The following is a 14,875-nucleotide window of genomic DNA, read 5'->3' as shown; positions in this document are numbered from 1 at the left end:
AGGTTTAAAATGCAAGGTCAAAGGTATCTTGATGTGCAATTTCATTGAGTACCCCGATCATGACTTCGGCCAGTTCGGCAGTATACGTTTTTGTGCGATAGCTTGTAACGGGTGTTATACCATGAATCACATTAGTAAGCCAGAGTTCATCGGCCTTCAGTAAATCGAAGGGGGTAAGGTCTTTCTCTTCGACTGAAAGATCGGCTTTGTTGGCGGCCTTTAGTATTCGCTGACGCATAATGCCGCGGAGTGCTCCCGAATTCAGCGGTGGGGTGATAAGCTGCTTGCCAAAAATGGCAAAAACATTTGAACGAGCTGATTCTGCGATGTTTTTAACGTCATTAATCAACAGCGCGTCATAGAGTTCGTTTTCAGCTGCAAAAATTGAGGCCAATACATACAGCTGGCTGCCAATGAGCTTTAGGCCGGAAAGCAAGTTGGCCGGTTTTGGCACGTCTTTGTAAACATCGACGCGGATGGTTTTCGTAGGAAGGAGATATTCATGCGTCTCAAGCTGAGCGCAGGTGATGAGATATTCGGGGGTGTGGAGCTCAGGTGTGTACAATCCGCCACCTGAGCGCCATACGGTGAGACGTACCCGAACAGCCTGCTTCTCCCAGTGGTGAGCAGCAATAAGCTCTGATATCTCACTTTGAAGAAACTCCGGTGTCCAGTGATCGGGTATGCGGATGCGCAGAATGCGCATGGAGGCCATCAACCGAAAGTAGTGATCTTCCCAAAAAAGAAGCTTGCCGTGAGCATATCTGATGGTTTCAAACACCCCATCGCCGTAGAGTAGCGCCCGGTTGGTAAGTGAGATGGGCAGGGTGTTGGCGTCGGTGATATTTCCGTTGTGGTTAAAGATCATTTTGGATGGTTTCAATCAGGATAAAGCAAATATTTAGAGCGAATGCGCTGAAAGGCAGCCAGCTCTTCAGCCCAGCTGTTGCGAATGTCTTCGGCTTTCATTCCGGCCAGTATTTGCTTGCGCAACTGGTCTGTCCCGGCCAGTTTGTCGAAGAAAGGGGTGAAAAATTTTGAAGGGTTTGGGTCAAGCTCCACGGATCCTAGCAGCCAGTCGAGATATAGGAACGTTGCATCGGCCATAAAGTTTTCAGCAAAGTGACGAAGATCGAATCCTCTGCATTTTTGGCCGGCATATGGCGGATTTGAGGCGCCCGGTCGTGTCTCCGGAGTGAAATAAAAATCTCCATCGGCGAAAGTAGGTGAACCAATAATTTCAAAAGGCCGATCGGTACCTCGACCTACGCTAATGGGAGTGCCCTCGAAGAGGCAAAGTGATGGATAGAGCAGCATGGCTGCGCGCGTGCGCAGATTAGGAGAGGGTGGCACCGGAGGAAAGTAACGCTTTTTACGGTCGTAGTCTTTTATCTTAACGACAAGCAGGTCAGCTTTTACGCCATTTTTTAACCAACCTTCGCCGTTAACCATGCGGGCGTATTCGCCTATAGTCATTCCATACACGATAGGCACCGGATGCAGGCCTACGAAAGACTCGAAGCCCTTGCGCAACAGCGGGCCATCGATGTAATGGGCATGTGGATTGGGTCGGTCAAGTACAATGATTTTTTTGCCCTGCTCGGCGCAGGCCTCCATGATGTAGCTCAAAGTAGAGATGTAGGTGAAAAATCGCACACCCATGTCTTGCATGTCAAATAGGACAATATCAACCCCTTGAAGATCGGTGGGGGTGGGCTTTTTGCGATCCCCATACAGAGAAATGACGGGTATGCCTTTGTACTGCGAATGGCCAACTTTTTCACCGGCAGAGGCCATACCTGTGAGGCCATGTTCGGGAGTGAAAATGACGGTTGGTTTAAGCCCTTTTGATAAAACGAAGTCGATCAGATGTACTGAATCGCGCATAGAGGCATGGTGCACGGCCAGGGCGAATCGCTTGCCGTGTAAAAGGGGTAGCCACTGGCCTGATTGATAGATGCCAGGATACGGCTGCGCACTTAATGTGCTAGCTTTGAGCATTAAGAAGATTAATAGAATATTTCGTATCTGAACTACCGACATGATTGAATGCGTAAAAATGGTCAGTACTTGGAAATTGTGGGCAAGTTTACCACAGATTGTACCAAAAATGTGAAAAGTAATGATGTCAAAATGAGAAGAGGAATGAGATGGACGGGTATGATTGAAGGAGAAAACGCGACCGAATTCCATGACAGCGTGAGGGAAGGGAGCAAATATTCGCAGAAGTAATCAGCTTAGGCTAATTTATCTTGACATGACTTAAAAAAGTCTGTTAGCCCCAGATTACCAGGTAAACGCGAACGACTAAGCCCAGCGAACTTAAGACTGGGTGCGTCAATATGAAACAAAAAAAAAAACCCGCCCGGATAATTGGGCGGGAGTCGAGGTAGCGGTTGTGGGAAGTAGAGTTTATGCGGGTTTGGATTTGACTATACGCAAGCCTAGACGGTACTTAAGACCATTGAGCAAAAACACCATGACGGGCACAATGATAAGTGTAAGGAAGGTAGCAAAAGTGAGGCCATAGATGACCGTCCAGCTCATAGGGCCCCAGAAGGCTACGTTGTCACCACCGAAGTAGATGTCGGGGTTGTAATCGGTAAAGAGCTTGATGAAGTCAATGTTCATACCGGTGGCTAGGGGTAATAAACCGAGAATGGTGGTAATAGCGGTGAGCAGCACCGGGCGAAGGCGCTTTTTGCCGGCCTCTACAATGGAATTGTAGATTTCGGTAAGTGGGAGGCGATCATTGGGATTGATGCCAAGAGCTTTCTTTCGTCGCGCCATAAGCAGGTTAGTGTAGTCGATCAGCACTATCGCATTGTTCACCACTACGCCGGCGAGAGATATGATACCTATCATGGTGAGGATGATCACAAAATCTTGTCTGAAGATTACCAGACCCAGAAACACACCAATGAGCGAAAACACCACGCTGATCATAATAATGAGGGGTGTTGAGGCTGAATTGAACTGGGCGACGAGGATGAGAAAAATGAGGAATACGGCGATCATAAGGGCTTTGGAAAGAAAGCCGAGCTCTTTTGACTGCTTCTCTTGCTCACCGGTGAATCGCAGTGTGATACCATCAGGCAACTCGTAGCTGGTAAGCAGGCGCTTAATTTTGTTGACGGTAGCTGTAGCATTTACGCCTTCAAGTACGTTAGAAGTGATAGTAATGGTGCGCTTTAGGTTGTGGCGCTTTACAGAGGAGAAGGTAGACGACTTAACCGGATGAGCTACGGCTGAGATGGGTATTTGCTTGATTTTGCCTGTTGCTTGGTCCCTGAAGGTGATGCGAGTATCCATGAGCTTGTCTAGCTCGTAACGATATTCGTCTTTGAAGCGTATATTGATAGGGTAGTCGTCGTTTCCATCTTTGAAGGTAGATACTTCGCGGCCGAAGAGGGCTGTGCGGAGGGCATCGCCGATTTGGTAGGTGCTTATGCCCAGGGTTTTGGCTTTCGTGCGATCAATGATGATAGGCAACTCAGGCTTGGCGCGGTCCACATCGAGCTTGAGCTCTTCGATGCCATAAATGTTGGCATTGTCGATAAAAACTTTAATAGCCTCGGCTTCAGCGATGAGTTGCTCGTAGTTATCGCCGGAGAGTTCTATGCTTATGGGCGCACCGGCCGGTGGTCCCTGGCGGTCTTTACTCACAGTGATTTGGGCGCCGGGAAACAAGCGAAGCTCTTCGCGAATGTCTTCGAGCACTTCAGAAGTTTTTACACCTCTGCGCTGCTTAGCCTCTACAAAGGCAATCGTGATTTTGGCTTTATGGGGAGTTGAAGCTTGAGAGGGTCCTTGATTGGGGTCAGAGGCTCCCTTACCTACCTGGGAAATGATGCTAGAAATCAGGAAGTTATACGTAGTATCGCGGCCGTCAGGAGTTTTTTCCTTTACGAGATAGCGATTGTAGATGGAATTTAGGCGCTCCTCAATCTGGAGGGTAAACTGGTTGGTGGTGTTTACATCGGTACCCATCGGTAGCTCGATGTAGATTTCAGCGCGATTGGGTTCATTTACGGGGAAGAACTGCACCTTTGGCGGGAAGATTGCAATCAACACAAAACTTAGCACAAGAAGAGCTATAGTACCTATAAAAAAGTAGGTAGGATTTTTACCGCGCAGGGCAAATCTTAAGAGGGCTTCATAATTTTCTTCAAGGCGAGGGAGGAAGTGATTCTGAAAGGAGTCGGAGAGCGGCATTAGTACTTTGTAGTTGAAGGGACCTATAAGTCCAAAGAAAATCAATAGGTTTCCAAACCAGTAGACTCCAGCTGCCAAAAAGAGAGTTCCAATAAAAATTAAAATGGCCGTGATGCGCCAAACGCGTTTCATGTTGGGCTCATCTTCTTTGAGTTTCATATACACAGAGGTAAGCACGGGATTGATCACCAGGGCCACAAAAAGCGATGAGCCCAACACGATCATGAGCGTAATGGGAAGGTATTTCATAAACTCGCCAAAGATGCCCGGCCAGAACGCTAAAGGAATGAATGCTGCAACGGTAGTAGCAGTAGAGGCTATTATGGCCACAGCTACTTCGCCTACGCCCTCCTTAGCCGCGCGGATGAGTGGTTTGCCTTCGGAAAGGAGTCGATAGATGTTTTCGACGACAACGATACCGTTGTCTACCAGCATACCAAGGGCAAGAACAAGCGAAAAGAGCACGATGGTATTGAGGGTTACGCCAAGGGAATTGAGCACCATAAAGCTGATGAGCATGCTGAGCGGAATAGCGATGCCTACGAAGAGAGCATTGCGCAATCCCATGAAAAACATGAGCACAGCTACCACCAGAATTACACCGAAGATGATGGAATTCTCCAGTTCAGCTACCTGATTGCGCGTGCGATCGCTCTGGTCATTGGTGATAGAGAGGTTTAAATTCTCAGGAAAGTAGTTGGCACGGGCCTCTTCAATGATTTTGTTGATTTTGTCAGAAACGATGATGAGGTTCTCACCGCTTCGCTTCATCACGTCGAGCATTACCACGGGCTTGCCAAATTCGCGGGCGAAGGACTCCTTTTCAACCTCACCGAAAGATATATCGGCTATGTCTTCGAGATATACGACTTCAGCGTTTTCATTCTTAACGATGATGCGGCCTACTTCAGAGGGATATTTGAACTCGCCTATCACACGGATGTTGCGACGGTAGCCGTCTACCAGGAAATCGCCCGCGGCCACCGATATATTTTCGCTGCGGATAGCATTGGCGATGTCGTCAAAGGAAAGGTTGAGCAACTCGAGCTTTTGCTGGTCGAGGCTGATGCGCAGCTCCTTGTCGTCCATACCGCGTATTTCGACTTTCGAAACCTCAGGCAGGGCTTCGATTTTATCTTCGAGGTATTCGGCGTATTGCTTGAGCTGGTCTGAGGAGAAGTCGCCACTAAGGTTGATGTTAAGAACAGGGATAAGTTCGGCAAAATTGAGCTCAAACACGTTGGGTTCAGCCGGCAGGTCTTTGGGAAAGTCCTTGCTGCTGCGCGCCTGATCCACTTTGTCTTTTACCTTTCGCAGGGCTTCATCGGGCTTTACTTTGAAGTCAAACTTTACTTGAATGGTCGAATAGCCCTGTACAGAGGTAGAATTGATCTCTTCGATGCCCGAGATGCCATTGATTTCTTTTTCAAGTGGACGAGTGATAAGCTTTTCGATGTCTATGGGAGAGTAACCCGGATAGGCGGTACCCACATAGATCTCAGGGCTTACGATCTCTGGAAAGGTTTCGGTAGGCATGCCTTTGTAGGCTACCAGACCGGCTATAAAGAGAATAAACGTCAGCACAAAGACAGTGGTCTTATTGTCCACCGAAAAGGAGCTGAGTTTAAACTCTTTCTTAATGGTAGCTTTGGTCTCCATCTTCATTAAGCATTTTGGTCGGTTTCGGTCACCAGTTTTACTTTTTGTCCGTCTTTTACATTTCTGGAGCCCTTGTCAATGATTAATGTGTTAGGGGCAATGCCTTCGATCACTTCTACGTGGTTGTGATATGATTTTCCTGTTTTAATGTACACCTTGCGAGCGATGCCGAGGGTAGTGGAAGTTTTTTCCAAAATGAGCACAAAGTCGTTGCCGGCAGGGTCTTGCTGTACTACGCGCACTGGTACTGAAAGAGCTGCCGGATTCTCATAATCTTTTACCATAATCGATACCAGGGAGTTGGGCAACAGACGCACGGATTTATCGACAAGTTCGAGACGGATTTTAAAGGTTCTGTTGGAAGGGTTTATAAAGCGAGCTGTAGAGGTCACTTTAGCTTCATATACTGAATCAGTTCCGGGCACTCGCACTTTAGCGATATAGCCAGGTTTAATTAGTCCAGCATAGTTTTCAGAAATTTCGCCTTCAATGTAGATGTTGTCGAGATTGACAAGGCGAAGCAATTGAGTCTGCGGGCCTACGAGCTGCCCTACTTTTGGAAAAATATCGTCCACTACTCCGTCAAAGGGAGCTTTTACAATCGTTTGGTTGTACTGGGCTTGCAGGGTTTTAAGGCGATTTTCAAGCGATTCTTTGTTGTTTTTCGCCTGTAAGTATTGAATTTCCGAGCCCACTTTTTGCTCCCAGAGTCTCTTTTGTTTTTCGAAAACGGAAGTAGCGAGGTCAAGCTGGGTCTTTACTTCGTTGATGCTGCTGAGAAGGATAGAGGCGTCGAGCTGCATAAGGGTTTGACCGCGTGTAACCCTCTGGCCAGGTTTTACGGCGATAGATGTGATAACCCCACCTGTTTCGGGAAAAATCAAGGTATTTTTTTCTGACCCTACGGTGCCGTACACTTCCACAAAGTGCTCGAAGAGCGCGGGTTTTACTTCAAAGGTCGTAACGGTATAAAAGCGCGCTGTACTGTCCAGCTCATTGATGCGCTCGTTGATTTCGGTGAGGAGTAGGTTGTTCTTTTCGATGTGTTTGAGCAGAGAGTCGCGCTGTCTGTAGAGTTCAGCCAGGGGAGTTTCTACGGCTGAAGATCGGTTTCGGCTGCTGCAGGCAACGGCAACTATGGCGATTAGAGCAAAAAGAAGAGTTTTTTTCATTGTGATCAATTGTTATAATTTCCAAGGAGTTTATTGAGGGATGAATGAGCGTTTACTAGTTGAAGCATCGCTTGTACGTATTGGCTTTGAGCTTCGATGAGCTGATTTTCAGCCTGAGTCAGGTCAAAACTGCCGGCAAGGCCTTCGCGGTATTTGATAAGGGTTTTTTCTCGCACGCGGGCAGCTGTACCGAGGTTTTTACGACGTACGCGCAGGTTGTTAAGGGCAAATTCAAAATCGCTGCGGGCGCGGTTGTATTCTACCTGCTTTCCGTCTTCGATTTGCTTTTTGGCGTTTTGAACGCGCAACAAATCGAGTCGGGCTTTTGAGGTTTTGGCATAGCGGTCTAAACCGGTAAAGATGTTCCAGCTCAGGCTCGCCCCTACGATGGTAACCGGTACCCAGTACTGATTGAAGTCAAACATTTTAAATGTTTGTCCAAAGGAATTCTGCTGATGCGAGGCAAAGGCGGCTAAGGATGGCAAATAGGACATTTTGTGGCGCTTCAGTTGCAAACCGGCAGCCTGCTCCTGGAGTAAGATGCCTTTGTATTGGTAATCTTGCATCAGGTCAAAAGGTTTGGAAAGCAACTGAAAGGCTTCATCATCAATGGATTCAAAAATTTCAATGCCGTCCGTTAAAGCGATGTTTTCATCAATAGGGATGCCCATTTGCAGTTTCAGCAGCATAAGGGCTATGTCGTACTGACGGCGTGTATTGTCGAGTTGATTTGATACGGTGTTGACGAGAATATCGAGTTGATCGACGTCTTGCTCTTCGATGAAGCCCTCTTCGTAAAGCTTGCGGTTGTCGTTGTATACTTTTCGCAGCACGGAGAGGTTTTCTTCCAGTATTCGAATAAGTTCTTTAGTCATTACTGCCGCGCCATACGATTTTGTGACGTTGTCGATGATATCAACTTTAGAAACCTGAACATCGTTTCGGGCAATTTCCTTGAAGACTCGTGTAGCCATCAGGGCGATGATGTACGAACCGTCGAAGATCAGTTGAGAAGCCTGAATTCCATACGAGCTCTGATGGGGCACCCCGAACTGCACGAGCACAAAGTCCACACCTTCAGGTGGATTGGGAAGCAGGATGGCTGGCAGTGGTGTTTGAGGTATCTGTGAATTGTACTGGTGGCGGGCTTCCGCTTTAATCTGTGGAAGGCCTATAGCTGCAGTTTCGGTAATGGTTTTTTTAGCCTTTTCGAGCTCGAGCTGCTTGTCTTTTACAGAGTAGGCGTGCTCTACGGCATACTCGCGAGCTTGCTTGAGAGAAAAGGTCTTTTGGGCCGCTATGGGTTGGGAAAGCACCAGTAGGCTGAGACAATAGAATGTGAAGGTTTTTGCGACTTTCATTTTGTGATGGTAGCGTATTTGGTTTCCAGGTAATCAAGGCCTTTTTTGGAAGCAATGCCCCGTATGTGGTACAGCATGGCTTCGCGCGTGAGTTTTTCCCAGTCGAATTCGTTTACCGGAAAATATTGTTCATCCATGATCATCAGTACTCGACTGTAGTAGAGGTTGGCTATTATCTGAACATCGAAATCATCTCTGTACCAGCCCTGCCGAATTCCCTTTTCCAGATTCTGGGTGGTGACTTCCATGAAGTTTTTTCGCTGGGCCTCTTTAATTTTAAAAAAGGTTTCCGGGTAATATTTCCGCAATTGAAATTGTATGCCCTGATGCTGCATCTTGTTAAAACTGCGCATGCCTTCGTCGAGGATAAAGAGTTCGTCGATCGGATTTTCTACGTTGGGACAGATCGATCCGCAGAATTCCCTGATATGATCTATGACTAATTCAGCGCCTTTTTCTACGATCTCAGCCTTGTTTTTGTAGTATTTATAAAGTGTCTTTTTGGAAATGCCCAATTCGCGGGCGATGTCATCCATGGTCACACTGCGCAGTCCCAATCGGCTGAATAGCACTACAGCACCTGCCAGAATCTGCTTTTCAGGCGTGAGTTTTTCGATTAATTCTACTGATGGAAAAAATCCGTTGGAGTCTAGTTGGATCATCGGGTGTTTTACAGGTGCAAAGTTTCATTTGAAAAGCCTCAAGGAAACATTTTTGTTTTATTTCGTTTCCATTGTTAACCAAAATTTAATATCCAAACTTTCACATAACAAATTCTTAAAACGAAACAAATTGTAAACTTATTTAAATAAAAAGTGTCTTAACAAATTGTAATTCTAAATCTTAAATGTTATGAAAAAAGGATTAATGCATGTATTCACTTGGATTTTAGGGGTTTCATTGGTAACGATGAGCTGCAAAAAGGATGAAAATCCGCAAAATGAAGAGCAACCAAAAAATATTGTAGAGATTGCTCAGTCAAAACCCGACTTCAGCATTCTGGTACAGGCTCTTACTCGTTCAGATTTGAGCGTCAATTTTGTTGAAGTGCTCAGTGGCCCAGGTCCATTTACCGTATTTGCTCCTACCAATGCTGCATTTCAGGCATTGCTTACTGAACTTAGTATAAACTCACTCAACGACATACCTGCTCCAGTTCTTGAAGCTGTACTTACTTATCATGTAGTGGCCGGAAATTTCAGGAGCAATATGCTTACCAATGGACAAGTAGTTACTACACTGAATTCAGGAACTTTTACTGTAAACACTCAGGCTGGAGTGACCATCACTGACGCCAATAACAGGGTGGCCAATGTAACTCAGGCAGATATTGTTGCTTCAAATGGTGTCATTCACGTCATTGACAAGGTCATACTACCAAATTTATAATCAGGAACTTTAAAAATTCAGAGGCAGCCATTTGAATGGCTGCCTTTTTTATTTCCAGGTTACGGAAATATTATGCATGCAATCAAATTATTGTATCTGTGTAAATCGAATTTCGTTCATTTGCACCTTCAAAAATTTATTTGATTACATCGCATTATGGATCGCCACATCACAGCGGCCATCACTTCCGTAGGTGGATATGTGCCTGAATTCAGGCTGACCAATGAAATACTGGAAACAATGGTAGATACCTCCGATGAGTGGATCACCACCCGCACTGGTATTAAAGAGCGCAGAATACTTCAGGGTGAAGGACTCGGGGTATCGTACATGGCCAAAATAGCCATTAAGGAGTGCCTCGAAAAAAGGGGCATAGAAGGCAAAGAAATCGACCTGGTAATTGTGAGCACCACCACGCCCGATATGCCAGTGGCTTCAACAGCTGCCTATCTGTGCAGCGAAATCGGAGCTACCAATGCCTTTGGTTTTGACCTTCAGGCGGCTTGTTCGGGATTTTTGTATGGTTTAGCCACAGCTGCACAATTCATCGAAACCGGACGGTACAAAAAGGTATTGCTTGTAGGAGGTGATAAAATGTCGTCGATCATCGATTACACCGACCGCACCACATGTGTAATCTTTGGCGACGGTTGCGGTGCCGTGCTTCTGGAACCAAATACAGAAGGCTACGGAGTGCTCGATCACATACTGCGAAGCGATGGTGTAGGTCGCGAGTTTCTATATATCAAAGCTGGCGGAAGTATGTACCCACCTACCAAAAGCACAGTGGAAAATCGCGAACACTATGTACACCAGGAGGGTCAAGCGGTGTTTAAATTTGCCGTAACGAACATGGCCGAGGTAGCTGCCCAAATCATGGAGCGCAACAACCTGTCGCCTGATGATGTAGCATGGCTCGTGCCACATCAAGCCAATAAACGCATCATCGATGCCACAGCTCGCAGAATGAATCTCGACGATTCGAAAGTAATGCTCAACATACATCGTTACGGAAATACTACCAACGGAACCATCCCACTGCTCCTCTGGGACTACGAAAGCAAACTGAAAAAAGGTGATAACCTAATAATGGCAGCCTTTGGCGGTGGATTCACCTGGGGAGCCGTGTACGTAAAGTGGGCCTACGATGGCAGTCTGAAAGGAAAACCTTTTGAAGATTAATAAATCAGAAATCACACATAGCTAATCTTAAACAAAGCGTCCTATGGATCTGAAGGAAATTCAAAATCTGATAAAATTTGTTGCTAGGTCAGGTGCATCAGAGGTGAGTCTGGAAACAGAAGACTTCAAGATTACAATAAAAACCCATTCGGGTGTTCCCTATCCGGTAGAATCAGTGCCTGTGGTAGCACATACAGCTCCTGTACATCAAGTGGTAGAAGTGCCCTCTGTGCCTGTAGCTCCAGCTGCTGAACCACCCAAACCTGCTGCTCCAGCCGTAGATGAGTCGAAGTACATAACCATCAAATCGCCTATGATTGGTACCTTCTACCGTCGTCCGGCACCTGATAAACCGCCATTTGTAGAAGTAGGTAGCGAGATCAAAAAAGGTCAGGTTGTTTGCATCATCGAAGCCATGAAGCTCTTTAACGAAATAGAGTCAGAGGTCGATGGCCGAATAGTGAAAGTGCTCGTCGATGACCAAAAACCGGTGGAATACGATCAGCCACTCTTCTTGGTTGAGCCATTGTAAGGGGTGTTTTCGTCTAACCGATTGAAATCAAACATTTTATATGTTTAAAAAAATACTTATTGCCAACAGGGGTGAGATTGCCATGCGCATCATCCGCACGTGCAAAGAGATGGGCATTAAGACCGTGGCTGTTTATTCAACTGCCGATAAAGACAGTCTGCACGTGCGATTTGCTGATGAAGCTGTCTGTATCGGCCCTCCCCCCAGTAAAGAATCATATCTTAATATTCCCAGAATCATCGCAGCGGCTGAGATTACCAACGCTGACGCCATTCATCCGGGATACGGTTTTTTAAGTGAAAATGCCAAGTTTTCAAAAATCTGTGCTGAGCACGGCATCAAGTTTATCGGTGCCTCGCCTGAGATGATCGAAAAAATGGGCGATAAGGCAACTGCTAAAGCCACGATGAAGGCTGCAGGTGTGCCTACCATTCCGGGCAGCGACGGGCTGCTCGAATCGCTCGACCACGCCATTGCTGTGGCACGTGAAATTGGCTACCCCGTGATGATGAAGGCTACTGCCGGCGGTGGTGGCCGCGGCATGCGCGCCGTGTACAGTGAAGAGGAACTCAAAAAAGCCTGGGAAACAGCCCGTCAAGAGGCCTTAGCCGCCTTTGGAAACGACGGGATGTACATGGAAAAGCTTATCGAAGAGCCCCGCCACATCGAAATTCAAATTGTGGGTGACTCAACTGGAAAAGCGTGCCACCTCTCAGAGCGCGACTGCTCTATTCAGCGACGTCACCAGAAGCTCACCGAAGAGACTCCTTCGCCCTTTATGACTCCCGAACTGCGTGAAGCTATGGGTGCTGCCGCTGTACGTGCTGCTGAATACATCAAATACGAAGGTGCCGGAACAGTAGAATTTCTGGTCGATAAGCACAGAAATTTCTACTTCATGGAAATGAACACACGCATTCAGGTAGAGCACCCCATCACCGAACAGGTGATCGATTACGACCTGATACGCGAACAAATAAAAGTAGCCTACGGCATACCTATTTCAGGCAAAAACTATTACCCGAAGTTGCACTCAATCGAATGCCGCATTAATGCCGAGGATCCCTACAACGACTTCAGACCCAGTCCGGGACGCATTACTACCTTTCATGCGCCGGGTGGGCATGGCGTACGCCTCGATACCCATGTGTATGCTGGCTACGTGATACCCCCACACTACGACAGTATGATTGCCAAGCTCATCACTACTGCTCAAACACGTGAAGAAGCCATCGACAAAATGAAGCGCGCTTTAGATGAGTTTGTGATTGAGGGTATCCAAACGACCATTCCCTTCCACCGCCAACTCATGGAGCATCCGGACTATGTAAGCGGAAATTACACGACGAAGTTTCTTGAAAACTTTAAACTCAAATAAAAAGCCGGCAAATCAGCCGGTTTTTTTTATTATATGGATTTATAGCGCTCAAAGAGCTTAGCGATATACTTACCTAGGATGTCGAATTCCACGTTTACGGGGTCGCCGGGGCTGAGAAATTGCAAATTGGTGTGTTGCCAGGTATAGGGAATGATGGATACGGAGAAGCCATCGTCAAGGGCAATTACAACAGTGAGGCTAATGCCATTCACGCAAATAGAGCCTTTAGGTACTGTGATAAATTCGGGGGCTATGGGATGTCGAAAGTGCATATTCCATGAGCCTTGAACATCTTCAACATGTACAAGTGTAGCAGTAGTATCCACATGGCCTTGCACCAGGTGACCGTCGAGTCGTGCACCGGCTACCATAGCTCTCTCCAGATTGACTTTGGTGCCTATTTTCCAGTTTTTTAATGCGGTTTTGCGCAGTGTTTCGTCGATAGCAGTGACTTTGTGAAAACCGGGTTCAGGTAATTCCGTAACAGTGAGGCATACGCCGTCGTGGGCTACGCTTTGATCTATTTTTAGGACTGAACTGATGTCAGACTGCACGGTGAAGTGTATGTTGGTACCTTGATGCTCAATGTGTGTAATGGTACCGAGCGTTTCAACGATTCCGGTAAACATTTTTATTTCTTTAATGTGAGCGTTGGAGTACGTACAAAGCGAGGTTGCGAAGAAATTGGTCGGAGTGTGCCGTTTTTACTTCTTCGAGTACTTGCAAGGCCTTGTTGTGGTATTCGTTCATCTTTTGTTTTGAGTATTCGACACCTCCGCTGCTAAGAATGAATTCTATGACTTTTTTTACGGCTTTAGGGTCGTTGTTTTTATTTTTAACGAGGTAGGTGATTTCGCGTTTTTCGAGCCAACCGGCGTTTTTAAGAGCATAGATGAGCGGTAGAGTCATTTTGCGCTCTTTTATATCGATGCCTGAAGGCTTGCCGCTGTTGCTTTCGGGGTCGAGGTCAAAGAGGTCGTCTTTTATCTGAAAAGCTATACCGAGGTATTCACCATAGCGGGTGAATTTCTCAATTTGAGCGCTGTCGGCACCGCCGGCATAAGCGCCTATGGCGCAGCAGGCAGCTATTAGTGAGGCTGTTTTTTGTCGGATGATTTGAAAGTACACCGATTCGTCTATGTCGAGTCGTCGGGCTTTTTCGATCTGAAGGAGTTCTCCTTCGCTCATTTCTCTTACGGCTGTGGAAACCAGGCGAAGCATTTCAAAATCGCCATGCTCTACAGCGAGAAGCAAAACTTTAGAGAGCAAATAGTCGCCTATGAGTACGGCAATTTTGTTTTTCCAAAGAGCATTGATGGAAAAAAAGCCGCGACGGTAGTAGGCATCGTCCACTACATCGTCGTGAACAAGTGTGGCGGTATGCATTAATTCGATTAAGGCAGCACCCCGATAAGTTTGCTCGGTGATGCCTCCGAAGTACTCTGAGCTCAGGAAAACGAGAATCGGTCGGAGTTGTTTGCCTTTGCGACGAATGATGTAATAGGTGATTCTGTCGAGCAAGGGCACTTTTGACTTCATGGCCTGTCGAAACTTTTCTTCAAATAGTTCTAACTCTTTGGCCACAGGTCTTTTGATGTCGTCGAGAGCTATTTTCACATGCACAGAATCACTCAATGTACTGGTTGCAATATTACTGATGTAAATGCATAACTGTGCGGTGGAGGATTTTGTTAAAAGTAACCCGGGCAAACAGGATTTTTTAATGGGATTTTTGGATTTTTTGGGGTGTGTTTGACGATTTAAAAAAAAAAAAAAATAGTGAGTACAGCAGGTTTGAAAAAAATATCCTTAACTCACGCGCTTGCCTCGCACTCCGCAGCCTGTAGATTCAAAGAGGGCGTAGATGTGTTCCGAAGCAGGCAAATCCTGGAAAAATCATCGGTATTGTCCATTTGATTTGTGTTTCATAAAAATGGATTTAGTTTTTGTTAATGTAAGAGTTTTTAATAGCAGCCGGTAGGCTGCG

At 46.4% G+C, this 14,875-nt stretch carries 12 protein-coding genes; 4 read left to right on the top strand and 8 right to left on the bottom strand.

The features are described from left to right. Positions 1–4: 4 nt before the first annotated feature. The 6 genes from ACK4EX_RS01215 to ACK4EX_RS01190 form a co-directional block, all read right to left on the bottom strand. A complete protein-coding gene (locus ACK4EX_RS01215; protein WP_409768960.1) occupies positions 5–868 on the bottom strand; it encodes an aminotransferase class IV in 864 nt (287 codons plus the stop codon). An 11-nt stretch (positions 869–879) separates the two neighbouring features. Then, positions 880–2,193: an exo-beta-N-acetylmuramidase NamZ domain-containing protein gene (locus ACK4EX_RS01210; protein WP_409768958.1), complete on the bottom strand. Its 1,314-nt coding sequence runs from the start codon at positions 2,191–2,193 to the stop codon at positions 880–882. Positions 2,194–2,412: 219 nt separating this feature from the next. Beyond that, on the bottom strand, positions 2,413–5,874 hold the full coding sequence (locus ACK4EX_RS01205) for an efflux RND transporter permease subunit (protein ID WP_409768956.1): 3,462 nt from the start codon (positions 5,872–5,874) through the stop codon (positions 2,413–2,415). 5 nt (positions 5,875–5,879) lie between these two features. Further along, positions 5,880–7,046 (bottom strand): efflux RND transporter periplasmic adaptor subunit, encoded by a 1,167-nt coding sequence (locus tag ACK4EX_RS01200; protein WP_409768954.1) that lies wholly within the window; start codon positions 7,044–7,046, stop codon positions 5,880–5,882. A 5-nt stretch (positions 7,047–7,051) separates the two neighbouring features. Continuing rightward, the gene (locus ACK4EX_RS01195; RefSeq protein WP_409768952.1) at positions 7,052–8,407 is read right to left on the bottom strand and encodes a TolC family protein; all 1,356 of its coding nucleotides are present in this window, start codon (positions 8,405–8,407) and stop codon (positions 7,052–7,054) included. Then, positions 8,404–9,069 carry a TetR/AcrR family transcriptional regulator gene (locus ACK4EX_RS01190; protein WP_409768951.1) on the bottom strand — a complete coding sequence of 222 codons (666 nt, stop codon included), beginning with the start codon at positions 9,067–9,069 and terminating at the stop codon, positions 8,404–8,406. The genes ACK4EX_RS01195 and ACK4EX_RS01190 overlap by 4 nt, the downstream gene beginning before the upstream one ends. Positions 9,070–9,259: 190 nt before the next feature. On the opposite strand from ACK4EX_RS01190, the gene ACK4EX_RS01185 reads away from it, so the two are divergent. From ACK4EX_RS01185 to accC, 4 genes are all read left to right on the top strand, one after another. Then, positions 9,260–9,796: a fasciclin domain-containing protein gene (locus tag ACK4EX_RS01185; RefSeq protein ID WP_409768949.1), complete on the top strand. Its 537-nt coding sequence runs from the start codon at positions 9,260–9,262 to the stop codon at positions 9,794–9,796. Positions 9,797–9,952: 156 nt separating this feature from the next. Next, the gene (locus tag ACK4EX_RS01180; RefSeq protein WP_409768947.1) at positions 9,953–10,978 is read left to right on the top strand and encodes a beta-ketoacyl-ACP synthase III; all 1,026 of its coding nucleotides are present in this window, start codon (positions 9,953–9,955) and stop codon (positions 10,976–10,978) included. Between the two features lie 43 nt (positions 10,979–11,021). Further along, a complete protein-coding gene (gene accB / locus ACK4EX_RS01175; RefSeq protein WP_409768945.1) occupies positions 11,022–11,510 on the top strand; it encodes an acetyl-CoA carboxylase biotin carboxyl carrier protein in 489 nt (162 codons plus the stop codon). Between the two features lie 40 nt (positions 11,511–11,550). Next, positions 11,551–12,888 (top strand): acetyl-CoA carboxylase biotin carboxylase subunit, encoded by a 1,338-nt coding sequence (gene accC / locus ACK4EX_RS01170; RefSeq protein ID WP_124397958.1) that lies wholly within the window; start codon positions 11,551–11,553, stop codon positions 12,886–12,888. A gap of 29 nt (positions 12,889–12,917) precedes the next feature. Here the strand turns inward: accC and ACK4EX_RS01165 are convergent, their stop codons facing one another. Continuing rightward, positions 12,918–13,517, bottom strand: coding sequence for a riboflavin synthase (locus tag ACK4EX_RS01165; RefSeq protein WP_409768942.1), 600 nt, complete (start codon positions 13,515–13,517; stop codon positions 12,918–12,920). Positions 13,518–13,527: 10 nt separating this feature from the next. Next, positions 13,528–14,523, bottom strand: coding sequence for a polyprenyl synthetase family protein (locus ACK4EX_RS01160; protein ID WP_409768940.1), 996 nt, complete (start codon positions 14,521–14,523; stop codon positions 13,528–13,530). Between the last annotated feature and the right edge of the window lie 352 nt (positions 14,524–14,875).

This window comes from Thermaurantimonas sp. (assembly GCF_046299575.1).
Classification (GTDB): Bacteria; Bacteroidota; Bacteroidia; order Flavobacteriales; family Schleiferiaceae; genus Thermaurantimonas.
Note: the sequence above shows the minus strand (reverse complement) of the source record. Positions and strands in the feature narration are given on the sequence as shown.